General features: G+C 71.9%; 23 protein-coding genes and 1 other RNA gene. 11 read left to right on the top strand and 13 right to left on the bottom strand.

Annotated elements, in window-relative coordinates:
• Positions 1–1,322: hypothetical protein (locus AB0J74_RS09905; protein ID WP_363446525.1), on the bottom strand; the 1,322-nt coding region annotated here is incomplete at its 3' end.
• A 145-nt stretch (positions 1,323–1,467) separates the two neighbouring features.
• On the opposite strand from AB0J74_RS09905, the gene AB0J74_RS09900 reads away from it, so the two are divergent.
• The 6 genes from AB0J74_RS09900 to AB0J74_RS09875 all read left to right on the top strand — a co-directional run bounded on the left by AB0J74_RS09900 (position 1,468) and on the right by AB0J74_RS09875 (position 6,455).
• Complete coding sequence (locus AB0J74_RS09900) at positions 1,468–2,169, top strand: glycosyltransferase family 2 protein (protein WP_363446523.1); 702 nt, start codon at positions 1,468–1,470, stop codon at positions 2,167–2,169.
• Complete coding sequence (locus AB0J74_RS09895) at positions 2,166–2,837, top strand: DUF2064 domain-containing protein (RefSeq protein WP_363446521.1); 672 nt, start codon at positions 2,166–2,168, stop codon at positions 2,835–2,837. The genes AB0J74_RS09900 and AB0J74_RS09895 overlap by 4 nt, the downstream gene beginning before the upstream one ends.
• Positions 2,834–3,484 carry a class I SAM-dependent methyltransferase gene (locus tag AB0J74_RS09890; protein WP_363446519.1) on the top strand — a complete coding sequence of 217 codons (651 nt, stop codon included), beginning with the start codon at positions 2,834–2,836 and terminating at the stop codon, positions 3,482–3,484. Before AB0J74_RS09895 ends, AB0J74_RS09890 begins: the two co-directional genes overlap by 4 nt.
• Positions 3,485–3,565: 81 nt before the next feature.
• Positions 3,566–4,261 (top strand): response regulator transcription factor, encoded by a 696-nt coding sequence (locus AB0J74_RS09885; protein ID WP_363446517.1) that lies wholly within the window; start codon positions 3,566–3,568, stop codon positions 4,259–4,261.
• Positions 4,254–5,270, top strand: coding sequence for an ATP-binding protein (locus AB0J74_RS09880; RefSeq protein ID WP_363446515.1), 1,017 nt, complete (start codon positions 4,254–4,256; stop codon positions 5,268–5,270). Before AB0J74_RS09885 ends, AB0J74_RS09880 begins: the two co-directional genes overlap by 8 nt.
• A 141-nt stretch (positions 5,271–5,411) precedes the next feature.
• The gene (locus AB0J74_RS09875) at positions 5,412–6,455 is read left to right on the top strand and encodes a lytic polysaccharide monooxygenase (RefSeq protein ID WP_363446513.1); all 1,044 of its coding nucleotides are present in this window, start codon (positions 5,412–5,414) and stop codon (positions 6,453–6,455) included.
• Positions 6,456–6,561: 106 nt separating this feature from the next.
• Here AB0J74_RS09875 and ssrA read toward each other — a convergent pair.
• The 9 genes from ssrA to AB0J74_RS09830 form a co-directional block, all read right to left on the bottom strand.
• Positions 6,562–6,939, bottom strand: a transfer-messenger RNA (tmRNA) gene (gene ssrA, locus AB0J74_RS09870).
• A gap of 107 nt (positions 6,940–7,046) precedes the next feature.
• A complete protein-coding gene (gene smpB / locus AB0J74_RS09865; protein WP_363446511.1) occupies positions 7,047–7,523 on the bottom strand; it encodes an SsrA-binding protein SmpB in 477 nt (158 codons plus the stop codon).
• A gap of 130 nt (positions 7,524–7,653) precedes the next feature.
• A complete protein-coding gene (locus AB0J74_RS09860) occupies positions 7,654–8,862 on the bottom strand; it encodes a peptidoglycan DD-metalloendopeptidase family protein (RefSeq protein WP_363446510.1) in 1,209 nt (402 codons plus the stop codon).
• 191 nt (positions 8,863–9,053) lie between these two features.
• Entirely contained in the window at positions 9,054–9,929 is an 876-nt protein-coding gene (ftsX, locus tag AB0J74_RS09855) for a permease-like cell division protein FtsX (RefSeq protein ID WP_363446508.1), read from the bottom strand.
• A gap of 79 nt (positions 9,930–10,008) precedes the next feature.
• Positions 10,009–10,689 (bottom strand): cell division ATP-binding protein FtsE, encoded by a 681-nt coding sequence (gene ftsE / locus AB0J74_RS09850; protein WP_116066772.1) that lies wholly within the window; start codon positions 10,687–10,689, stop codon positions 10,009–10,011.
• 134 nt (positions 10,690–10,823) lie between these two features.
• On the bottom strand, positions 10,824–11,945 hold the full coding sequence (prfB, locus tag AB0J74_RS09845) for a peptide chain release factor 2 (protein WP_363446506.1): 1,122 nt from the start codon (positions 11,943–11,945) through the stop codon (positions 10,824–10,826).
• 163 nt (positions 11,946–12,108) lie between these two features.
• A complete protein-coding gene (locus AB0J74_RS09840) occupies positions 12,109–12,624 on the bottom strand; it encodes a PadR family transcriptional regulator (protein WP_116066774.1) in 516 nt (171 codons plus the stop codon).
• 144 nt (positions 12,625–12,768) lie between these two features.
• Positions 12,769–14,082 carry a serine/threonine-protein kinase gene (locus tag AB0J74_RS09835; RefSeq protein WP_363446504.1) on the bottom strand — a complete coding sequence of 438 codons (1,314 nt, stop codon included), beginning with the start codon at positions 14,080–14,082 and terminating at the stop codon, positions 12,769–12,771.
• A gap of 81 nt (positions 14,083–14,163) precedes the next feature.
• Positions 14,164–14,964, bottom strand: coding sequence for a tryptophan 2,3-dioxygenase family protein (locus AB0J74_RS09830; protein WP_363446502.1), 801 nt, complete (start codon positions 14,962–14,964; stop codon positions 14,164–14,166).
• A gap of 63 nt (positions 14,965–15,027) precedes the next feature.
• Here AB0J74_RS09830 and AB0J74_RS09825 point away from each other — a divergent pair, with 63 nt between their 5' ends.
• On the top strand, positions 15,028–17,478 hold the full coding sequence (locus tag AB0J74_RS09825; protein WP_363446500.1) for a helicase-associated domain-containing protein: 2,451 nt from the start codon (positions 15,028–15,030) through the stop codon (positions 17,476–17,478).
• Positions 17,479–17,481: 3 nt separating this feature from the next.
• Here the strand turns inward: AB0J74_RS09825 and pruA are convergent, their stop codons facing one another.
• Entirely contained in the window at positions 17,482–19,110 is a 1,629-nt protein-coding gene (pruA, locus tag AB0J74_RS09820; RefSeq protein ID WP_363446498.1) for an L-glutamate gamma-semialdehyde dehydrogenase, read from the bottom strand.
• Positions 19,111–19,352: 242 nt separating this feature from the next.
• Here pruA and AB0J74_RS09815 point away from each other — a divergent pair, with 242 nt between their 5' ends.
• On the top strand, positions 19,353–20,405 hold the full coding sequence (locus AB0J74_RS09815; protein WP_363446497.1) for a hypothetical protein: 1,053 nt from the start codon (positions 19,353–19,355) through the stop codon (positions 20,403–20,405).
• On the opposite strand, the gene AB0J74_RS09810 is transcribed toward AB0J74_RS09815, so the two are convergent.
• Both AB0J74_RS09810 and AB0J74_RS09805 read right to left on the bottom strand, forming a co-directional pair.
• The gene (locus AB0J74_RS09810) at positions 20,388–20,885 is read right to left on the bottom strand and encodes a hypothetical protein (RefSeq protein ID WP_363446495.1); all 498 of its coding nucleotides are present in this window, start codon (positions 20,883–20,885) and stop codon (positions 20,388–20,390) included. The two genes, AB0J74_RS09815 and AB0J74_RS09810, sit on opposite strands and share 18 nt — an antisense overlap.
• Before the next feature lie 7 nt (positions 20,886–20,892).
• Entirely contained in the window at positions 20,893–21,315 is a 423-nt protein-coding gene (locus tag AB0J74_RS09805) for a rhodanese-like domain-containing protein (protein WP_363446493.1), read from the bottom strand.
• Positions 21,316–21,409: 94 nt separating this feature from the next.
• On the opposite strand from AB0J74_RS09805, the gene AB0J74_RS09800 reads away from it, so the two are divergent.
• From AB0J74_RS09800 to AB0J74_RS09790, 3 genes are all read left to right on the top strand, one after another.
• Positions 21,410–21,898, top strand: coding sequence for an Lrp/AsnC family transcriptional regulator (locus tag AB0J74_RS09800; protein WP_363446491.1), 489 nt, complete (start codon positions 21,410–21,412; stop codon positions 21,896–21,898).
• A gap of 62 nt (positions 21,899–21,960) precedes the next feature.
• Positions 21,961–22,176 (top strand): helix-turn-helix domain-containing protein, encoded by a 216-nt coding sequence (locus tag AB0J74_RS09795; protein WP_363446489.1) that lies wholly within the window; start codon positions 21,961–21,963, stop codon positions 22,174–22,176.
• A gap of 164 nt (positions 22,177–22,340) precedes the next feature.
• Complete coding sequence (locus tag AB0J74_RS09790) at positions 22,341–23,072, top strand: Rv3235 family protein (protein WP_363446487.1); 732 nt, start codon at positions 22,341–22,343, stop codon at positions 23,070–23,072.
• The last annotated feature ends 527 nt before the right edge of the window (positions 23,073–23,599 follow it).

Raw genomic sequence — 23,599 nt, 5'->3', positions numbered from 1 at the left:
GCCGGAAGCGCCCCGACCCGCGGGGCAGACGGCGCCAGCACGTCCGCCGGAAGCGCCCCGACCCGCGGGGCAGACGGCGCCAGCACGTCCGCCGGAAGCGCCCCGACCCGCGGGGCAGACGGCGCCAGCACGTCCGCCGGCAGCACTCGGAGCCGCACGGCGGACGGCGCGCGCGCGGCGGCCGCGGCCAGCGCGGCCGCCAGCGGCGCCCGGACCGGCACGGCACGAGCGGCTCGAAGGAGGGCCGGCCCCGCCACCGGGCCGGCCGACAGCACGAGTGCGGCCAGGTTGGCCCAGACCCAGTAACCGTAAGGACGGTCGGCCGCCCAACCCTGGTAGTAGCGCTCGACCACCAACCCATAGCCGGTCCACCACGCGAAGCCGGCCACCGTGAAAGCGACCGCGACCGTCGCGACGCCGGCCAGCCCGGCGAGCAGCGCGCCACCGCGCCCACGGCGGCGCAGGGCGAGGGCGACCAGGGCGAGGAGACCAACCAGCACGAAGCCGTACGACAGGTAGAGCGCGAACCCGAGCATCAGGCCACCACCGGCCGCCGCCACGGGTCCGCGGACCACCAGGAGCGCGATGCCGGCGGCGACGACCGCGGCGAAGATGCCGTCGGCGGACGCGCCCACCCACACCGCACCGGGCAGCAGCACCAGGAACGGCACGACCGCCCGGGCCGCCTGGGGCGCGCCGAGTGCGCGCAGCGTCACCGGAACCGACACCGCCACCGTCGCGCCGAGGAGCACGCAGGCCAGCCCGGCGGCCGTGCCGCCGCCGAGGCCGACGCGGTCGAGGCCGACGAACACCAGCAACGCGCCCGGCGGGTGCCCGGCCGTGTGTGTCGACCAGGAGCCGGGCTGGAAGTCGAGGATGCGGTCCGCGAATCCGGCCAGCATCGCGCCGATGTCGGTCACCCGGTGCACCTCGGTCAGGTATTCCGCCTGCGGCGTGAGCCGCTCCGCCAGGCCCGCGCGCCAACCATCCACCATGGACAAGGCGAGCGTCCACGACGCCGCACCGAGCCACGCGGCGCCGAGCAGGGCGCCCCAGCGCGCCGTCCGGGCCCACGGCACGCCCCAGCCGATCACGGCGGCCGCGACCAGGACGGCGGCCGGGGTGCCCCAGCCCACGTGCGGCTGCCAGGTCGCGAACAACGGCGCGGCGTCGGCGTGCAGGCCCACGCCGGCCCGGTTGAGCACCAGGCCGACGACGATGGCCGCGGCGACCAGCGCCACCTCCACACCGGCCACGACGAGGTCGGCATGCGGCCGGCGGGTCCGGCCCCGCGGCGGTGCGACAGGAGCGAGAACCGGCATGGTCCTCGACGGTACGGCCGGCGCCGGCCGTACGGGCCCGAACCGCGATCGCGTCACCGGATGGTAAGAACCCGCCGACCGCGGTAAGGGATCGGTAATCCGCGTTCGGCGCCGAACCCGGCGACGGCGCCCTAGCGTCGGAAACATGTCGACTCAGTCCAACAGCGACGGTGCGCCGCCGCTGATAGACGTGGTGCTGCCCTGTCTCGACGAGGCCGCCGCGCTGCCCGGCGTGCTCGCCGCGCTGCCGCCCGGCTACCGGGCGATCGTGGTGGACAACGGATCGCGGGACGGCTCACCCGAGGTCGCCGCCCGGCACGGCGCGCTGGTCGTGCGCGAACCCCGGCGCGGCTACGGCGCCGCCGTGCACGCCGGCCTCGTCGCGGCCCGCACCGAGATCGTGTGCGTGCTCGACGCCGACGGGTCGTTCGACCCCGGCGGGTTGCCCATCCTGGTGGCACCGGTCGAAGCGGGCACGGCGGATCTCGTGGTCGGCCGCCGGCGACCGGTCTCGGCCGGCGTCTGGCCCTGGCACGCGCGGGCCGGCACGGCGCTGGTGGCCGCGCTGCTCCGGCGCCGCGGAGTCCCGGTGCGCGACCTGAGCCCGATCCGCGCCGGCCGCCGGGCGGCGCTGCTCTCCCTTGGCGTACGCGACCGGGCGTTCGGCTATCCGCTGGAACTGTTGATCCGGGCGGCCCGCGCGGGCTGGCGCATCCGCGAAATCGGCGTGCCCTACGCGCCCCGGGCCGCCGGCACCCGGTCGAAGGTGTCCGGCTCGGTGCGCGGCACCCTGCGCGCGACGCGCGACTTCGCCACCGTGCTGCGTACCGTGGAACTGCCCCGATGACGGTCCTCCTGGTGATGGCCAAGGCGCCGGTCCCGGGAACGGTCAAGACCCGGCTGTGCCCACCGGCGACCCCGCGCGCGGCCGCCCGGATCGCCGCGGCGGCCCTGCGGGACACCCTCGACGCGGTCCGCGGCACACCCGGCGTGATTCCCGTGCTCGCGTGCGCCGGGTGCCTGGCCGAGGGCGAGGACCCGGCCGGGTTGACCGCGGCGCTCGCCGGCTGGACGGTGTTGCCGCAACGCGGCAACGGCCTCGGTGAGCGGCTCGCCAACGCCCACGCCGACGCCCAGGCCGCCTACCCGGGCCAGCCGGTGCTGCAGATCGGCATGGACACGCCGCAGGTCGACCCCGACCGCCTGGCCTACGCCGCCGGCCGGCTCGACGAAGCGGACGCGGTGCTCGGCGCGGCGGTCGACGGCGGCTGGTGGGCGCTGGGCCTGCGAGACCCCCGGCACGCCACGGTCCTGCGGGCCGTGCCGATGTCCACACCCGACACGGGCCGGCTCACCCGGGCCGCGCTGGTGGAGCGGGGCCTGCTGGTGGCGGCGCTGCCGGTGCTGCGCGACGTCGACGAGTGGCCGGACGCTCTGGCGGTGGCCGCGGCACGCCCCGACGGCCGGTTCGCCCGGGAGGTCGGAAGCAGCCTCGTGCCCAGCGGCCGCGCATGAGAGCCACGCTGGCCCCACCGGCCGGCACGGGCTTCGCCACCGCGCTGCGCGGCGAAGCGCCCGGCGGCCACTGGCTCGTGCACGGCGACGGGCACCGCGCACGCCTGCCGGTAGCCCGCTGGCACGGCGAGATCGAGCCGGCCGCAGCCGCGGTCGTCGCCCGGTGCACCGGCCCGACCATCGACCTCGGGTGTGGGCCGGGCCGCATCACCCGAGCGCTGGGCCGGGCCGGCATCAGTGCGCTCGGGATCGACGCCTGCGCCGAGGCGGTGGCGGCGACCCGGTCCCGCGGCGCGGTGGCGATACACCAGGACCTTTTCGATCCGCTACCGGCCGAGGGCCGCTGGGCCCACGCGGTCCTGCTCGACGGCAACATCGGCATCGGCGGCGACCCGGTCGCACTGCTGCGCCGCTGCCGGTCGCTGCTCGCGCCGGCCGGCACGGTCCTGGTCGAGCTGGACGGGCCGGGCGCGGGTTGCTGGCGGGGGCACGCGCGGGTCGCGGGGCCGCGGCGACTCGGGCCGGTCTTCCCCTGGGCGCGGCTCGGCATCGACGAGGCGGCCCGGGTCGCCGCCCGGGCCGGCTTCGCGGTGCGCGCGGTGGTGGAGCACACCGGCCGCTGGTTCGCCGAGCTCGGCCAACCGTAAGAGCCTGGCAAGAACTCGCCCCGCCGGGCGGCCCGCGACCGTGGCTACGCTGGCGCGTAGTGCGGGCAGGGAGGTGAAGCGGTGGCGCAGCGGGTGCTCGTGGTCGACGACGACCGGACGGTCAGCGACGTGATCTGCCGATACCTCGAACACGCCGGGTACGCGGTCGGCCACGTCGGCGACGGTGCCGAGGCCCTCGCGGCCGTCCGGACGCAGGCACCCCACCTGGTCGTCCTCGACCTGATGCTGCCCACGATGAGCGGCCTGCAGGTGTGCCGCGAGCTGCGCTCGGCCCCCGACGGTGTCCCGATCATCATGCTGACCGCACGCGGCGACGAGGCCGACCGGGTGCTCGGCCTCGAGTTGGGCGCCGACGACTACCTGACCAAGCCGTTCTCCCCACGCGAACTCGTGCTGCGGGTCGGCTCGGTGCTCCGCCGCTCGACGACGGCCCGAGTGCCGGAGCCCGCGCAGGTTCTACGCGACGGCCCGCTGGAGGTGCTGACCGGCCCACGGACCGTGCGGTTGGGCCCGACCGAGCTGACCCTCACGCTGCGCGAGTTCGACCTGCTGGCGCACCTGATGCGGCACCCGGCGCGGGCCTTCACCCGAGCCGAGTTGCTCGAACAGGTCTGGGGTTGGACGTTCGGCGACCAGTCGACGGTGACGGTGCACGTCCGGCGGCTGCGCGAGAAGATCGAAACCGACCCCGCCACCCCGCGCCGGATCGTCACGGTGTGGGGCGTCGGCTACCGCTACGAGCGCGCCGATGCGTGACCTCGTCCTGATCTTCGCGATCGCGCTGGCCGCCGCCCTGGCCGTCGGCCTCGCCACCGCGCTCGCCTTACGGGCGCTCCGGCGCAGTTCGATCCTCGTGCACCTGGCCGTCCTGCTGACCGGCACCGCGCTCGCCGTCGTCGGCGGGGTCGCGGCCGTCGCCGAGGCGATGTTCCTGTCGGCCCACGACCTCGAGGTCGTCCTGATCACCGTCGCCGCGGCCGCGGCGGTCAGCCTCGGCGTCGGCTGGCACTTCGGCCGGCGGCTGGCCCGGGCCGCCATCTGGGCCGACCAGGCCAGGGCGAGGGAGCGCCGCCTGGAAAAAGACCGCCGTGACCTGGTCGCCTGGGTCTCCCACGACCTCCGCACGCCGCTGGCCGGCCTGCGGGCGATGGCCGAGGCCCTGGAGGACCGGGTGGTCGACGACCCGGCGACGGTGGCCGAATACCACCACCGGATCCGCCTGGAAACGGACCGGATGACCCGCCTGGTCGACGACCTGTTCGAGCTGTCCAGGATCAACGCCGGCGCACTACGGCTGTCGCCGACGTCGGTGCCGCTCGGCGAGATCGTCTCGGACGCGCTGGCCACCGCCGCACCCCTGGCCACCGCCCGCCGGATCCGCCTGGTGGCACCGGAATCCGGCTGGCCGACGGTCACGGCCAGCGAGCCCGAGTTGGCCAGGGTCGTCGCCAACCTCCTGCTCAACGCCGTCCGATACACCCCCGACGACGGCACGGTCCGTGTCGAGGCGGGCCGGGAGCCCGACGCCGCCTGGCTGGCGGTGGCCGACACCTGCGGCGGCATCGCCCCCGCCGACCTACCTCGCCTCTTCGAGGTCGCCTTCCGCGGCGAGTCGGCCCGCACGCCGGCCCAGCCGGAAGGCGGCCCGTCGGGCGGCCTGGGCCTGGCGATCGTCCACGGCCTGGTACAGGCCCACGGCGGCTCGGTCAACGTGCACAACACCGCCGACGGCTGCCGCTTCGTGGTCCGCCTGCCCGCCGCTTGACGCACCACGGCGCCCGGGCGGCCGGTCGAGATGCTCGCATCCATTGACTGAGATGTATGCCTCATGACACGCTGACCCCGCCGCGGGAGCGACGCAGCAACGGAAGCAAGGGGCGGCTTCCGTCAAACCCGTGGAGCCCTCATGCGCATCGCCCGACTCCTGGCGGCCCCCCTCATCGCACTGGCCGCCGTCATCGTCGTCCTCCTACCCACCACGCCGGCGTCGGCACACGGCAGTGTGGTCAACCCCGCGTCCCGCAACTACGGCTGCTGGGAACGCTGGGCCAGCCGCTTCCAAGCCCCCGAAATGGCCACCGAAGACCCCATGTGCTGGCAGGCCTGGCAGGCGAACCCGAACGCCATGTGGAACTGGAACGGCCTCTACAGGGAAAACCTGGCAGGGAACCACCAGGCCAACATCCCCGACGGCCAACTCTGCAGCGGCGGCCACGCGGAGGGCGGCCGCTACAACGCGATGGACACGGTCGGCAACTGGCACGCCGCGACGGTCAGCACCCAGTTCAACCTCCGGCTACAGGACCAGGCCAGTCACGGAGCCGACTACATCCGCGTGTACGTGACAAGAGCCGGCTACGACCCCACCACCCAACCGCTGCGCTGGAGCGATCTCCAACTGGTCAACCAGATCGGCTACACCCCCGCCGCCCAGTGGCAACCAGCCACCCAGGGCGTCCAGATCGACATCCCCGTGTCGGTACCAGGCCGCACAGGCAGGGCCATGTTCTACACGATCTGGCAGGCCAGCCACATGGACCAGTCCTACTACTTCTGCAGCGACGTCAATTTCGGAGGCACCGGCAATCCGCCCACCAACCCGCCAACAATGCCACCGACCAGCCCACCCACGACCCCGCCCACAGCCCCCGGCGGCTGCACAGCGACCTACACCCTGGTAGGCAACTGGACCGGCGGCTTCCAAGCAGACGTAAAAGTCACGGCAGGCGCTACCCCCATCACCGGCTGGGCAGTAACCCTGACCTACCCCACCGGCCAACAGGTCGCCCAAGTCTGGAACGGCACACCAACAACAACCGGCTCGACAACAGTCGTCCGCAACGCCACCTACAACGGCAACCTACCGGCAGGCGCAACAACAACCTTCGGCCTCTTGGGCTCAACCTCAGGCACGAACAGCGCACCGACAGTAACGTGCGCGACGTCATAACGAAGCGCAACCACTACATCGCGGGGTTTCCGGGGGCTCGGCCCCCGGAGCAGACATGACGGGTGGGCAGGGTCCCCGTTTTCTGGGGACACACCTGCCCACCCACCCGTGGAGGTGCCGGGAATCGAACCCGGGTCCTTCGGCGTCTTGTCAGGGCTTCTCCGAGCGCAGCTCGCTGTGTCCTTACTCGGCCCCACCAATCACGCGAGCGAGTTGGTGAGACGGGCCCAGTCGCAGATTAATCTCGCCGTGCGGCCCCCGCGACCGGGGCCGGTTGGCCAGCCTTCTAGCTGATGCCGGCTAACTGGGTCGAAGGCAATCCCAGGCCGACAAGTTCGCTAACCCGCCGTCAGGCGGCGAGGGCGAACTGAGCGCGATTCTGCTTGGCGCTTATTAGTTTCCAACGACCGATTTTCGAGACGACGTTGGCTTCCTCGGCTCGCTTCCCCTGTCGCAACGGACGAAGTCGAAACCAGTCACCCCCTCGCGCTGCGTCTCTCGCAGCCACTACAGACTAACGTCCCCCGCCACTGCTTTCTTCCCCAGGCCGGAACAGGCCGAAACAGGCCGGAACCGCCCAGCTGGCAGCGGCTACTCCATGCCCTTGCTGCGCCGCCCGGCCACCTTCTGGATCTCCCGCTCGGCGTCGCGCTTGGCCAGGTCCTGCCGCTTGTCGTAGGACTTCTTGCCGCGGGCCAGGCCCAGCTCGACCTTGGCCCAGCCGTCGTTGAAGTAGACCGACAGCGGCACCAACGTCAGGCCGCTCTCCTTGAGCTTGCCGAGCAGCCGGTCGATCTCCATCCGGTTGAGCAGCAGCTTGCGGGTGCGACGCGGCTCGTGGTTGGTCCAGGTGCCCTGAGTGTATTCGGGGATGTGCATCCCGTAGAGGTAGAACTCGCCGCCGCGCTCCTGGGCGAACGCGTCGACCAGCGACGCCCGGCCCGCGCGCAGTGACTTGACCTCGGTGCCGGTCAGCGCCATCCCGGCCTCGTAGGTGTCGAGGATGGCGTAGTCATGCCAGGCCTTGCGGTTGGACGTGACGACCTTGCGGCCCTTTTCCCGCGGCACGACTTCGACCTCTTTCGCTCGGACAACTGTGCAATGTTACCCGGCAACAGGGTGATCGACATCTGGGTTCCCGGCACGCCGGCGGGCCCGCGCCATCGTGGACGCGGGCCCGCGGGCGATCAGGAGACGGTCAGCAGAGGCAGGGCGCCAGGAAGCCCAGCGGTTGCACCGGCTCGCCGTCGAGACGTACCTCGAAATGCAGGTGATCGCCCGTCGAGGCGCCGGTCGTGCCGACCCGGCCGATCAGCTCACCGCGCTTCACTTCTTGTCCCTCGTGGACCAGGATCGCGGACTGGTGCCCGTAGCAGGTCGAGATCGACTTGCCCTGGTACTTGCCGTGGCTGATGCAGGTGTAGTTGCCGTAGCCACCGTTCCAGCCAGCCATGATCACCTTGCCCGCGGCCGCGGCATGGATCGGTGTGCCGCCGTCGGCCGCCAGGTCCACCCCGGCGTGCAACTGCCAGACGTGGTAGTACGGGTCGTAGCGATCGCCGAAGTCGCTCGACTTCTCCCCGTGCACCGGCGTGAGCATCCGCCCGTTGGTGAGCTTGGCCTTGGCGGCCGCCTTCTGCTTGGCCTCCCAGGCCTTCAAGGCGGCCGTGATCTTGGCCGATTCCTCCTTGGCCGCCTTGTACTTCTGCAGGCTCGCCGCCCGTTCCTCCTGTGCGGCGGTCAGCGCCTCCTGCTTCAGCCGGACCAGTTCGGCGACCTCGCGGACCGCGTCTTCGGCCTGGTCCTCGGCGACCGACGCCGCGTCGACCGCCGCGTCGACGGTCAGCATCGCCTCGTCGGCCGTGGCCCGGGCCAGCGTCGCGTCGTTCTCCTCGCGACGGGCGACGGCGAGCGCGTCGAGGTAGCTGGTGACCGTCCGCTGCTGGTCGGCCATCACCCGGTCGACGTAGCCGAACCGGTACATCGCCTCGGTCGGGCTGTCCGCCCGCACCAGGAGGTTGAGGTTGGCGATGCCGCTGCCCTTGTAGGCCGCGGCGGCCAACTCGCCGATCCGCTCCTGGCCGGCCCGGCGTTCCTTGTCGGCGGCCGCGAACCGCTTCTGCGCACCGGCGACGGCCGCTTGGGCGAGTTCGGCCTTACGCTGTGCCGTCTCGGCCCGCACCTGGGCGGCGACGACCTGACCCTTGCTCTCGATCACCAACTCCTCCGCGGCGGGCAGCTTGCCGCTGGCGGAGATGAGTTGGCGGGCCGCCTCCTGGGCGCGGTCCGTGGCGCCCTCCAGGATCGATGACGCCCGGGCGACCTCGGCGTCGATCCGTTTCTTGTCGTCTCTCGGGTCGGCGTGTGCCGCCCCCGCCGGAAGCGCGGTCAGCGTGACCACGGCCACCAGCAGCCCCGTTAGTATCGGTCTTTTCCTGCGATAGGAGTACATCACGCACCCTTCACCCGCACGTGAGCTTGACGCTACCTACGGCGCAGAGGGCGCAAAGGCGAAACCGAATAACAAGCGGCACATAGCGCGGCGCCCGCCCCGCCGCTCTCGCGGCAGGACGGGCGCCTCACGTACCCCCGCGGCGGCTAGACCCGCAGGTAGAAGCGGAGCGTCACCCAAGCGGTGACCGAGCTGATCAAGCTTCCGGCCAGGGCCATCAGCGGCAGCATGATCAACACCTTGCTCCAGGACAGCGGAGTCAGCAGGTCGGTGAGTTCCTGCAACGACCCGTCGAGGAGCAGCACCTTGCCCAAGGCGAGCGCGCCGAACCCGAGTATCGAACCCAACAAGCCGGCGACCACCGCCTCCAGCACGAATGGTGCCTGGATGAACCAGTTGGACGCACCGACCAGCTTCATCACCGCGACTTCTCGGCGTTTGCTGTAGGCCGCGACCTGGATCGTGTTGCCGACCAGCAACAGGGCCGCGATCGCCATCACGCTCGCCGCCACCAGCGCCATGGTCTGCACCGAGCCGAGGATGTTGAAGATCTTCTCCAGCAGGTTGCGCTGGTCGATGATCTGGTCGACGCCATCCTTGCCCACGTAGGCCTCGCGGACCTGCTGGTATTGCTCGGGGTTCTTCAGGCCGACGCGGAACGACTCGGGCAGCTGGCCCGGCTTGACCGCGTCGACGACCGCCGGCACGTCGGAGAACATCGACTGGAACTTCTTGAACGCCTCGTCCTTGGACTCGTAGATGACCTCACGGACGAGTGGGTCGGCCTTCAACGAGCCTTCGAGGCTGGTGCGCTGGTCGTCGCTGATGTCGGGCTTCAGGAAGATGGCGACTTCGATCTTGTCGTAGTAGTACGCCTTCATGTCCTTGACCTGTGTGTAGATCAGGCCACTGGCACCGAGCATGGTCAACGACACTGCCATCGTGATGATCATCGCGACGGTCATGGTCACGTTGCGCCAGAGTCCGACCATCACCTCGGACATGACGTACTTCAACCGCATCGGGGGGATTCCTTCCGGAGCTCCGCTGGACTAACCGAATTGCCGGGTGGCGAGACGTGCGCGGTGGGGGAACCGCGCCTCAGCCGTAGACGCCGCGAGCCTGGTCGCGCACGATGCGACCACTCTCGATCTCGACGACCCGCCGGCGCATCTGGTTGACGATGTTGGAGTCGTGGGTGACCATCACGACCGTGGTGCCGGTCCGGTTGATCCGGTCGAGCAGCCGCATGATCTCGATCGACGTGTCGGGGTCGAGGTTTCCGGTCGGCTCGTCGGCCAGCAGGATCAGCGGCCGGTTGACGAACGCCCGCGCCACGGCGACGCGCTGCTGCTCACCACCGGACAGCTCGTGGGGGTAGCGGTGCTCCTTGCCGCCGAGACCGACCAGCTCGAGAACCTCGGGGACCACCCGGCGGGCGACGGCCTTGGTCTTGCCGATCACCTCGAGGGCGAACGCCACGTTCTCGTACGCGGTGCGGTTGGGTAGCAGGCGGAAGTCCTGGAAGACGCAGCCGATCTGCCGGCGGAAGGCCGGGATCTTCCACGACCGCATCGCCGTCACATCGCGGCCGTTGACGTGCACCTTGCCACGGTTGGGGGTGACCTCGTGCAGCAGCAGCTTGATGATCGTCGACTTGCCGGACCCGGACGGGCCGATGAAGAAGACGAACTCGCCCTTCTCGATCCCGACGTTGACCTCGTCAAGCGAGGGCCGCGACGCCTTCGGGTAAGTCTTGGTCACATGCTCGAGCTGAATCACGGGTCGTGAGTCTACGCGGTGTAACGAAAACTCCAAGCCTCCCGGCATGCATCGTGACCGTAATGCCGGAAAGGCCGAAATTTATTCCACACAGTCGGTAGAGGCGTGCACGCAGAGTCACAGAGAATAACGGGCTATGCAGGGTCTACTTCGACCTCACGCTGCTTGCGCCAACGGATCCCGGCCTCGATGAATACGTCGATCTCCCCGTCGAAGACGGCCGAGGGGTTGCCCGTCTCCTCCTCAGTTCGAAGGTCTTTCACCATCTGATACGGGTGGAGCACATAGGAACGCATCTGGTCGCCCCACGAGCCGGCCGCGTCGGTCTTCAGGCCGTCGAGCTTGGCCTGCTCCTCCGTCCGCTTGCGCTCGAGCAGCCGCGCCTGGAGCACCCGCAGCGCCGATGCCTTGTTCTGGAGCTGCGACTTCTCGTTCTGGCAGGTGACCACGATGCCGGTCGGGATGTGGGTGATCCGGACCGCGGAGTCGGTGGTGTTGACGCTCTGGCCGCCCGGGCCCGACGACCGGTAGACATCGACCCGGATGTCGTTCTCCGGGATGTCGATGTGGTCGGTCTGCTCGGTCACCGGCAGCACCTCGACGCCCGCGAAGCTGGTCTGGCGCCGCCCCTGGTTGTCGAACGGGCTGATCCGGACCAGCCGGTGGGTGCCCGACTCGACGCTGAGCGTGCCGTAGGCGTATGGCGCCTTCACCGCGAAGGTCGCCGACTTCAGACCCGCTTCTTCCGCGTACGAGGTGTCGTAGACCTCGGTCGCGTAGTTGTGCCGCTCGGCCCAGCGCAGGTACATCCGGAGCAGCATCTCGGCGAAGTCGGCCGCGTCGACCCCACCCGCTCCGGCCCGAATCGCGACCAATGCCTCGCGGGAGTCGTATTCGCCGGACAGGAGGGTGCGGACCTCCATCTCCTCGATGGCCTTGTGCAGGGCGGTGATCTCGGTGCCGACCTCGGCCAGGGTGCCCGGGTCGGACTCGCCTTCGGCCAGTTCGAGCAGCACGTGGGCGTCGTCGAGCCGGCCGCGCAGCGCGCCGAGCCGCTCGATCTCGCTGTTGACGTGGGAGAGCTTGGAGGTGACCACCTGCGCCCGGGCCTGGTCGTCCCACAGGTCGGGGGCCGACGCCTGCTCCTCCAGGGCCGCCTTGTCCCGGCGCAGCTTGTCGACGTCGAGGACGGCCTCGATGTTGCGCAGGGTGGCGTCGAGGGTTTTGAGCTGGTCGGCGTAATCGGCAGTGGTCACAACAAGAAAGAATACCGCCACATCATGTGGCGTCTTTTTGCCAGCGGGCGCGAGCGTGCTCGCGCGGTGCGGTGTCGTCCGGCCGAGCGGAGCAAGGGCCGGACGACGCCGCACCGCGCGAGCTAATCGGCGCTGCGGAGCGCGAGTGAGCCAGCGGCTCGGCTCACTTGGCCGGAGCGGCCTTCAGCCAGCTCAGGGCCGCCTTGTGGTAGTTGATCGCGAAGTCGAGCGCCGCGGCGCCGTAGGAGTCGCCCTCGCGCTTGGCCTCCTTGGCCTGCTCGCGCGCCGACGCCAGGGCCTCGCTGTGGTAGGCGTTGGCGTTGGCGTAGAGCTCCTTGAGCTGGCCGCCGGAGTGCTGCTGGCCGAAAGCCACGCGAAGGGCCGTCGGGTTGCGCACCGCGTCGCGGCCGGGCGTCTCGCTGAGCCAGCGGGAGAAGGCCCGCTTGCCCGACGCGGTGATCGCGTAGGGCTGGCTGGAACGGGGACCCGGCTTGCCGAGACGCACGTAGCCCTGCTCGGCCAGCGCCGGCAGCTCGCGGTAGACCTGGCTGCGGGTCATCGACCAGTAAGGGCCGAGCCGACGCTCGGCGGACGCCATCAGCTGCCCGCCGGTCATCGGTCCTTCGTGGAGCAGACCGAGCAGTGCGGCCGCCGTGGGGTTGATGTCAGTTTCCGCCATAACTCAAAGGTCGCACGCAGGCGGCCCTTCGTCCAGGATTTCGACTGATCAAATACCGAGCGTCTCCACAATGCACTGTCTGGCACAGACTGTCTGCTGAGGACAATGGAGCCAGGCGGGCGGTATCAGCAGCAAAAGCCTTGATCATGTCGTCGGAGGCATGGAAGGCATGAGTTCCCCGATACCGGGCAGAGGCCCCAGGTCGGATGGGACGACCGGGTCACCGATCCCCGACGGCCCTTTCCCGGTGCTGGTGGGAGCGGTGGGACCACTGGGGACGGTGGTGCGCGACACAGCCGTCGGCGAGCCGGCTTCGGATTGCCCTGCGGGCCCCTTACCCGGTCCGGTGGGCCCGGAACCGCCCACCAGCACCACGGTGGCGACCACGGCGAGCGTGACGGCCACCACGCCGCCGCCGAACAACGCGACACGCCGATGCCTGTTCGGTACGGCCGGCGGCGCCACGAACGTGCGCGACTCCACAGGGGCCGGTCCCGCCTCCGGCAGCCCCGCGAGCGGGATGGCGACCATGCCGCCGGCGTACGCGGACGCGGGCGAGACCGGCGCGGCGCGCAGCGGCACCCAGGCGACCGCGGCCCGGGCCACCGTCGGCCGGCCGGGGCGGGGCCACCAGGTGACCTGTTCACCGCCGAGCCGGGCCAGCGTCGGAGCGCCGTCGAGGGCCGGTTCCAGGCCGCGCAGGCGGGCGGCGAGCAGCCGGGCCGGCGGGCGGCGATCGGGATCGGTCGCGAGGCAGTCCTCGATCACCGGCCACACCACAGCGGGCAACCCCGGCGGTGGTACGGGTGTGCACGTCGTATGCCGGGCCAGCACCTGGGTCGGCTGGCCACCACGGTAGGGGCTGCGACCGGTGAGCAGTTCGTAAAGGACGATGCCGAGGGCGTAGACGTCGGCCGCCGGCCCGGCCGGTTCGCCGGCGACCACCTCCGGCGCGACGTACTCCGGTGTGGCGTGGATGACCTCCGGTCGGCCCTGCGCGACCCGGCGGGCGACACCGAAGTCGGTGACCCGTACCCGGCCCCCGTCGCCGGGCACGAGCAGGTTCGCCGGTTTGATGTCGCCGTGCACGATGCCGCGCCCGTGCAGGTAGGCGAGCGCGTCGGCCACCTGGGCCGCGATGTGTGCGGCGACCGCCGGTGGCACCGGACCGTCGCGCCGGACCCGGCGGCGCAGGTCGGCACCCTCGACCAGGTCGAGCACCAGCGCCGCGGCACCGCCGACCGTGGTCACGTCGCGCAGCCCGACGATGCCGGGATGGTCGATCCCGCGCAGGATCTCCGCCTCGGCCGCGAAGCCGGCGACCAGGTCGGGCTCGGCGGCCGCCTCGGGCCGCAGCACCTTGACCGCCACCCGCTCGCCGCGCTCCCGGTCGACCGCCCACCACACGGTGCCCACCGCGCCGCGGGCGATCTCGCCGCCACACTCGTACCGGTCCATCACCGACCTCCCCGCCGCCGAAGCTAGGCGGGCGGGACGCTCCCCGGCCGGGCCCGGAACGGTGATGGCACGAACCTGGGGTCAGAGCCGGCTGCGCATCTCCCACAGCTCGGGATAGAAGCGCATCTCGATGCGCGAGCGCAGGTACGCGCCGCCCGCCGAGCCGCCGGTGCCGGGCTTGGTGCCGATCTGCCGTTCGGCCATCAGCACGTGCCGCGCCCGCCACAGCGAGAACGCCTGGTCGTGCGCGACGAGCGCCTCGGCGAGGTCCCAGAGCGCGCCGTAGCGCTCGCGGTCGCTGGCGATCCGCACGTACGCGGCGAACCGCGACTCGTCGGTCGACACGTCGAAGCCGGCCTTGGCCAGCGCCGCCAGGAAGCCGTCCCACAGGCTCGGCTCGTCGAGCCGGGCCTGCAGCCGGGCCCGGTCGTCGTCGGCCAGCCCCTTGAACCGGCGCAGGTAGCCGGGGTCCTTGGCGCCCGAGAGGAACTCGATCTCGCGGAACTGCGCCGACTGGAAGCCCGAGGCCGGCGCCAGCTTGTTGCGGAACGCGAGGAAGTCCTGCGGCGTCATCGTGTCGATGACGTCCACCTGGTTGACCAGCACCCGCTCGACCACCAGGCAGCGCTCCAGCCGCACCCGGGGCAGGTAGCTCTCCCCGGCCAGCATCCGGTCGCGGGCGTCGGTCAACTCGGCGAGCAGCAGCTTGAACCACAGCTCGTACACCTGGTGGATGGTGATGAACAGCAGTTCGTCGTGGGCCGGTGGCGACGACTCCGGGACCTGCTGGTCGAGCAGGTCGGGCAGTCGCAGGTAGGCGCCATAGGTGAGGCGGCCACCCTGCTCACCGAAATGGGCGTCGTGAAGGATCTCTTCGGTCACCCTCCGCACGTTAATCCCCTGCGTGTTTGACCTGCACCGGCGGGTGGAGCAGGCTGACTGCCCGTGGCGTCCGCGTTGCTGAGCTGGCTGGGTCTGCGCTCGCCCGACGAGCTCGCCGCGATCATGTCCCGGCGCCGTGACGCGGTCACCGGCCCGCCGTTGACCGACCTCGACACGCTCGCCGGGCGGCTGGAGAAAGACGGCTCGGTCGCCGCCGCCCTGTCCACTGTGCCGCTTCCGCAGGCCCAGGTGGTCGAGGCGCTGGCCGGCCTCGGCGGGCCGAGCGTCGGGCTCGACCGGCTGGCGCACCTGCTCGGCCGCGAACCTTACGACCCCGACCTGGCCGACGCGCTGTCCGCGCTGGCCGAGTTGGCCCTGGTCTGGCCCGACGAGGCCGGCGCGCTGCGGATGGCTGGGCCGCTCTGGTCCTACACGGAGTTTCCGCTCGGCCTCGGTCCGCCGGCCGGCGCGCTGCTGGAGGCCGTCGACCGCGAGCGGGTGGCGGGCATCGCGGCCGCCTGGGGTGTGCGCTCCGGCCGGCCGCGACCGGCTGTCGCGGCGGTGCTCGCCGACCCGGCACGCGTACGCGCGGCCGTCGAGGCCGCACCCGCGCAGGCCCGCGCGCTGCTCACCGAGCTCGCTCTGCACGGGCCGGCGGTCGACCCCACGGTGCGGCCCGATCCGGCGGTCGGCTGGGCCCTCGACCGCGGCCTGCTGATCACCGACGGCTGGCGCCGGGCGACGATGCCCCGCGAGGTGGTCACCGCGCTGCGCGGCGCCGGCTGGCGCGCGCCGTTCGACCCGCGCCCGCCGGTGCTCGCGGTCCAACTCGCGCCGGCCGCCGCCGTCGACCGGGAGGCGGTGGCCGCCGGCACGGTCGCGGTGCGGCAGGTCGGCGCGCTGCTCGACGTCGCGGAGCGCACCCCGCTGGCCTACCTCAAGTCGGGCGGCGTGGGCGCCCGGGAACTGCGCCGGGTGGCGAAGCTGATCGAGGCCGACGAGACGGAGGTCCGGCTCTGGCTCGAGGTGGCCTTCGCGGCGGGGCTGCTCGGCCTGGTCGACGAGACGGTCGCACCGACCACGGCGTACGACGACTGGCGCTCGACCAGCCCCGGCGAGCGGCTCGCGGCCCTGGTGACCGGCTGGTGGACGCTGCCCAACGTGCCGACGGCGGCGGTGCGGCCCGGCGGCGGAACGCCGCTCGCCGCCCTGCTGCCCGACCTGGCCTGGGCGCCGGTGCTCGACGCGCGGCCGGGCCTGCTGCGCCTGCTCGGCGAACTGCCGACCGGGCGCGGTGCGGCGGCGGCCGTCGACGACGTCGACCCCGACGCGATCGGCGACGCGCTGCGCTGGCGGCTGCCGCTGCTGGAGTCGGCCGACGCGCTGATCGACGGCACGCTGCGCGAGGCCCGGCTGCTCGGCCTCGTCGCGCACGGCGCGCTCACCGCCATCGGCCGGGCCCTGGTCGAGGCGCCCGGCATGCTGGCCGCCGTGTCGACGGAGTTGCTGCCCGACGCGGTCGCCGAGGCGATCTTCGAGGCCGACCTGACCGCGCTGGTGCCCGGGCTGCCGGCCGCGCCGCTGGCCACCCTGCTCGACGCCGCCGCCGAGCGCGACGGCTTCCGCTGGCGGTTCACCGCCCGCTCGGTGCGGGCCGCGCTGGACGCCGGGTTCTCCGGTGAGACGCTGCTGGAGGCGCTGCGGATCGTCGCCGCCGACGGGTCGCTGCCGCAGGTACTGGAATACCTGATCGACGACGCCGCCCGGCAGCATGGGCAGGTCAAGGTGCGGGCGGTCGGCTGCGTGCTGCGCACCGAGTCGGCCGGGCTGGCCGCCGAACTGCTCGGCTCCCGGCCGCTGCGGGCGCTGGGGCTGGTCGCGCTGGCGCCGACGATCCTGACCAGCCCGCGGCCGGCCGACGAGACCCTCGACCTGTTGCGCGGCGCCGGCTACTCCCCCGCGGGCGAGGACGCGACCGGGGCGCCGACCGTACGCCGGACGCCTCGGGTCCGCGCCACACCGCGACGGCGCAACGCGCATGTCCCGGCCGCCCGGTCGATGCCCGGCGGCGACCTGGTCGAACTCGCCGCACGCCTGCTCGACGCCGGGCCGGTGGCGCCGGCCCTGCTGGCCCTGGTCGCCGCCTCCGACGACGAACCGGCGCCACCGCCCGACAAGCCCACCGAGCGGCCGATGCTCTGGCTCGTGCCGGAGGCCGGCGCCGGGGCCGCCGACGACGAGCCCGAAGACGAAGCCGACCCGACTGCGGAGGTGGCCGCCGTGATCCGGCGGCACACCCCACAGCTCGACCAGCGCGAGCGCGACCTGCTGGTCTACGCGATCGCGGTCGGTGGCCAGGTCACCATCGACTACCGCACGGCCGGTGGCGACTTCTCCAGCCGGGTCGTCGAGCCGCTCGAACTCGACGGCAAGCGGATGGTCGCCTGGTGCCACCTGCGCGAAGACGAACGCGTTTTCGGCCTCAATCGGATTGAACGCGTGCGGCCCGCCTGACTACTAACCCATATGCGGGTAGCGGTGGTCGGTCGGCGGCACGAAGGTCTCCTTGATCGTGCGCGGGCTGGTCCACCGGATCAGGTTGTGCCAGGAGCCGGCCTTGTCGTTGGTGCCGCTGGCCCGGGCGCCACCGAACGGCTGCTGGCCGACGACCGCGCCGGTCGGCTTGTCGTTGATGTAGAAGTTGCCGGCCGCGTAGCGGAGCACCTCGGACACCTGGTCGACGACCCGGCGGTCATTGGCGAAGATCGAACCCGTCAGCGCGTACGGTGCGATGCTCTCCGCCTGTCGCACCACGTCGTCGAAGCGGGCGTCGTCGAAGACGTGCACGCCGAGGATCGGCCCGAAATATTCGGTGGTGAACACCTCGTTGGCCGGGTCGGAACACTCGACAACGGTCGGGCGGACGAACCAGCCCTCGCTGTCGTCGGCGGTGCCGCCGGCCAGCACGGTGCTGACCGCCGAGTTCTTGATCCGGTCGAGCGCGCCGGCGTGCTTGGCGAACGCCCGGGCGTCGATGACCGCGCCGCCGAAGTTGTGGAAGTCGGTGACGTCGCCATAGGTCAGGCTGTCGGCGGTCGCGGCCAACCGGTCGCGCAACCCGGCCTCCCAGATCGACCGCGGGACGTAGGCGCGGGACGCCGCCGAGCACTTCTGGCCCTGGTATTCGAAGGCGCCCCGGATCAGGGCGGTGTGCAGGGCGTCGACGTCGGCGCTGGCGTGCGCGACCACGAAGTCCTTGCCGCCGGTCTCGCCGACCAGCCGCGGATAGCCCCGGTAACGGTCGAGGTTGGTGCCGACCTCGTGCCAGAGGTGGCGGAACGTCGGCGTCGAACCGGTGAAGTGGATGCCGGCCAGGTCAGGGTCGGCCAGCGCCACCTCGGAGACGGCGAGGCCGTCGCCGGTCACCATGTTGATCACGCCAGGCGGCAGGCCGGCCGCTTCGAACAGCCGCATCGTGTAGTGCGCCGCGAACTGCTGGGTCGGCGACGGCTTCCAGACCACGGTGTTGCCCATCAGGGCCGGCGCGGTCGGCAGGTTGCCGGCGATCGCGGTGAAGTTGAACGGCGTGATCGCGTAGACGAAGCCCTCCAGCGGGCGGTGGTCGAAGCGGTTCCACACGCCGTTCGACGACCGGGGCTGGTCGGCCAGCAGGCCACGGCCGAAGTGCACGTTGAAGCGCAGGAAGTCGATCAGCTCACAGGCCGCGTCGATCTCCGCCTGATAGGCGGTCTTCGACTGGCCGAGCATCGTCGCCGCATTGAGCGTGTCGCGCCAGGGACCAGCCAAAAGGTCGGCCGCACGGAGGAAGATGGCCGCCCGATCCTCGTAGGAAAGGCTCCGCCACATGGGTGCCGCCGCCTTCGCGGCCGTCACCGCCGCCTGCGCGTCGGCGTTGGACGCGTTGTGGGTGACCCCCAGCACATGCCGGTGGTGGTGTGGCTGTACGACGTCGATGGCGTCGCCGGCACCCATGCGCTGCTCGCCGTCGATCGTCATGGTCAGCTCGGCCCGCTCGCCGGCGAGTTCGGCCAGGCGGCGCTGCAGGGTGTCGCGCTCGGCGCTGCCAGGCGCGTAGTCGCGCACCGGCTCGTTGCGCGGCTCGGGGGTGGTGAACAAGGCGTCCATCTTCGGCTCCTGACCGATCGGGGCGGCTTTGGCGACATCCGGCCCGCCGGCGCCGGGCGGTCAACCGGGCGCGCGGCCGCGGTGACCGGCGGGTGCCGGCGCCACGGCGGTGGGACCTCAAGCCATATTCGCACGTCCGGCCGCATGGGCACGGGTCCGCGCCCGCGCCCGGATGGTGTCATCGGCCCCGCGTACGCTGGGGCGTCGAGCGGACCGGGGTCGATCGGACCGAAGGGGAGACGATGAGCGAGCGCAGCGGGGCTGTGGGCACCGAACCCGACTCGCCCCCCGGCGAGGCGCCGGCGCTGATAGCGCAGCGGGTGCCGGCAGACGACGACCCCGAGGCGGCCGCCGTTTCGGCCGATCCGGTCGAGGCCGCGCCGGCTGACGAGGGCGTGCCCGACGACGACGAGAGAGCGCCCGTACGGATCTCGTCGCGGCCGACCGGGCGTACGGCCGGATTGATTCCCGCTCCTGGCGCCGCCTTGCTGGCGTTGCTCGCGCTGGCCTGGTTCGCCGCGAAGCTGTGGGGGCTCCAGCGGGAGATTTCGACCTCGGTGACCGACGCCGTGGCTATGGCGTCCGCGGCCATCTCGCTGCCGACGGTCGTGTCGGCCAGCCTGGTGGCCGGCGCGGCGACGGCTCTGGTCGCGGTCAACCTGATCGCCCGCGCCGGCTGGACGCCGACGGCTTCCGTCAGGTGGGCCGGTGCGCTGATCGCCAGCATCGTCGTCGGGCTGCTCGGCGCGCTGGGTGTCGTCGCCGGCTACGACGGCTCCGGCAGCCGGGTGCTGGCCGCGACGATCGCGGCGGCGGCGGTCGTCGGCGGCGCGGTGGCCGGCCTGCGACCGACCTCGGTGGTGGCCGCGGTGCTCTCCGGCTCGCTGAGCGTCTTCGCGGTGCAGTTCGCGCTCAACTACCTCGGCGTCGACGCGATCTCCGGGTCCAGCACGGGCGCCGCCTTGATCGCCGGGCTGGTCGCCGGCCTGGTGCCGTTCTTCTACCTGCGCCGGGTGACCCGGCGGGATACCACCGAGGGCGGAGCGCTGCGCTGGCCGGCCTACATGGTGGCCGGTGCCGGGGTGGGCCTTGCCCTGCTGATCACCGAGGTGGTCACCCGGGTCGGCGGGGCGCAGGTGCTCGACGCGGTCGCGTCGCTGAGTGACCTCGACCGCGCCTACCGGGCCCAGGTCGACGGCGACCGGCTGACCTACGCACTGATCGTGCTCTTCATCGGTGCGCTGGCGACCACGATCGCGTTCGGCCGCACGCTGCCGTCAAAGAAGCGTGTCTAACTCCGAGACGTCGAACCACTCCAGCTCGTGGTCCTCGGCGGTGTCGACGGTGAACTGCGCGTCCGGGTCGCCGGCCAGGGCCTCTTCGACCTGATCGGCGGCCGCGGCCACGTCGGCGGCGGCGTCGGCGCTGTCCACGTGGATGGCGGCGACCGACTTCACCGGCACCGGCCCGGTCAGCTTGACCATGCTGGAACCCAGCTCCGCGTCGACCCGCTGCACGGCCGTGCGGGCCAGGTCGGCGGAGACGACGACCCGGCGGCGCGGTGCGTCGGGGTCGCGCCGGAGCAGGCGCAGGGCGCTCTGCGCGGCGCGGGTGAAGGCGACGTACTCGAGCTCTTCCTCGTCGCCCTCCGCGTACCACTCCCGGAGGTCGGCGGTCACCGCGTGTGCGGCGGCCGCGGTCAGGCCCTCGTTGCGGAGGGCGGCGAGCATGGGCAGCGTCGCCGGCAGGTAGACCCGGATCAGAGCGTCTGGCACCGCACGTTCATACACTGCCGCCGGGTGTGGCCGCCAGCGGCGCGGTCAACGGGTCTGCCGGTCGGGTGACCAGCCCGTCGGCGGTGGTGACCGGGAAGCCCTCGCGGATCCAGTATTCGATGCCGCCGATCATCTCCCGCACCTGGTAGCCGCGGCGGGCCAGCTCGTGGGCGGCCTTGGTGGCGCCGTCGCAGCCCGGGCCCCAGCAGTAGACGACGACGGGCCTGGTCTTGTCGGGCAGCTTCTTGGCCGCGTGCAGCGGGATCGTCTTTCCGGGGAGATGGATGGCGTACGGGATGTGGCCCTGCCGCCAGGAGGCCAGGTCGCGGGTGTCGACGAGGGTGAACGGCGGGTTGTCACCCGCGGCGTGGACGTCGGAGACGTCGGTCTGGAAGGCGAGCTTGGCGGCGAAGAAGTCCTGGGCGTTCATGGCTGTTGACGCTATGTGGGTGCCGGTCCAGGTTGAAGTGGCGGTGCACGGTCCGCGGTTGTTTTCGGCAGCGATTCCCCGGTAGTTTGCCTTCGTGACCGCTGATTCCCCGGTGATGGACGCGACCGACTGGCGATTGCTGTCAGCGCTGCAGCACGACGGCCGGGCGTCGTTCGCGGAGTTGGCGCGGGCGGTGGCGATGTCACCGAGCGCGGTGGCCGAGCGGGTGCGGCGGCTGGAAGAGGCCGGCGTGCTGGTCGGCTACCGGGCGGTGGTCTCGCCCGCCGCCGTCGGCCTCGGGATCATGGCGTTCGTCCGGTTGCGCTATCCCACCGGCAACTACAAGCCGTTCTACGCCCTGCTCGACACCACCCCGGAGATCGTCGAGGCCCACCACGTCACGGGCGAGGACTGCTTCGTGCTCAAGGTGATGGCCCGCTCGATGCCCCACCTGGAGACGGTGGCCGGCCGCATCGCGGGGCTGGGCTCGGTCACGACCAGCGTCGTCTACTCCAGCCCGTTGCCGCTCCGCGAGGTCTCCGCCGGTGCCGCGCTGCCCGCTGGCCCCGGGGCCAAGGCATAGGTGCTGCCGCGAAGCAGTCGGTGGCAAACTAAGCCAACCGAACAATCAGTGGGGTGACACGCGTGGAGTCCAGATTCCTGCAACTGTCCGAGGTGGCCGAGGAACTGGCCGTCTCCGACTCGCAGGTCTACCACATGGTCCGCAGCGGCGAACTCCCCGCAATCAAGATCGGCGGCCGCGGCCAGTGGCGGGTCGAGCGGGTCAAGCTCGAGGAATACATCGCGCGTAAATACGCCGAGACCGCGGAGTGGGTCCGCAGCAACCCGCTGGTCGACTAACGCGCGGTTTCCGGGCAACGGGGTGTCTGCTTTCGGCAGACGCCCCGTTTTCATGTCAAGCCATTGACGATGGCCGAGGTCTGAACTCAGAATGAACCAGTCGGAGGCAAACGAAGGCAAACGCAAGATTCTTTGTCCGACCAGCCACCCGGGGAGGCTGCCCGATGCCCACTACCGAAGCCACTGTCCAGACCGCGCGGCCCGAGCCGCACCCGGCGCCACGCGGGTCGGTCAGCCGGCGAGCCACGCCCGGCCCGGCGCCCTACCGGGTCGCCCACGACGGCGGCGCGTCCCTCGTCCGGCGCTCGCCCCACCAGAAACGCACCGTGACCCGCGGCTACTTCCCACCCATCCCGGTCCGGCCCGCGCCCACGTTCGAGCCGCCCTATGTCGACGAGCCCGGCGCCGACGAGTGGTACCGCGAGGCCGCCGGCCAACTCGCCTTCGACTTCGCGACCCTGATGCGCCAGCGCGACCCCGGCCCACCGGTGCGGGTGACGCCACCACCCACCCCGCCGGCGCCGCTCGAGCCGCAACTCTCGGCTTCGCCCGAGGCCCGCACGGCAGCCCGCCGCTTCACCCGGGCGTGCCTGGAGATCCTCAACGGCTACCGCCCGGCGGCCCACGTCCGTTCCTTGTCGCAGCCGAGCACCGCACACACCCTGATCGACCAACTCGTCGACGCCCTGCGCCGCATGCCCGGCCCGCCGGCCACCCCCCGTCGTCAACACCAGCCCGAGTTGGTGAAACTCCGCCGCCTGCGGGTCAGCGAGCCGGCGCCCGGCGTCGTGGAAGCGGCGGCGGCGCTCGGCACCGACAGCCGCACCTGGGCCATGGCCTTCCGCCTGGAGTTCAAGACCACGACCTGGCTGGGCACCGTCCTCCAGGTCATCTGACACCCGGAGCGCCCACTGGTGCGGGCACGCCGGTGGGCGCTCCGGGCTCCAACCCCCGGGCGCGGTCACCCCCGCCGCGCCCGGGCCAACCCGCCGCGCAACGAAAGGTCGCGCAACGAGAAAAAGCCGAGCCCGCGGCGTGCGGCGCCGCCGCACGCGACGACCAGCACACCCGACCCGCGAAGCCAACCAACCGACCCAGCCCCCACCAGCCACGCGGCCGCACGCGACAACCAGCACACACCCGACGCCCGAACCAACCAACCGACCCAGCCCCCACCAGCCACGCGGCCGCACGCGACAACCAGCACACACGCGCCCGAACCAACCAACCGACCCAGCCCCCACCAGCCACGACACCGCACGTGACAACCAGCACAGCCGACAGGCGAAGCCAAACGGCGCAGACCCCACCAGCCACGACACCGCACGCGACAACCAGAACACCCGACGCCCGAAACCAAGCAACCGACCCAGCCGCCGCCAGCCACGACGCCGCACCGGGACCACGAGAACGGGATGGCCTG

The organism is Asanoa sp. NPDC049573 (assembly GCF_040676615.1).
In the GTDB taxonomy this organism is placed as follows: domain Bacteria; phylum Actinomycetota; class Actinomycetes; order Mycobacteriales; family Micromonosporaceae; genus Asanoa.
Note: the sequence above shows the minus strand (reverse complement) of the source record. Positions and strands in the feature narration are given on the sequence as shown.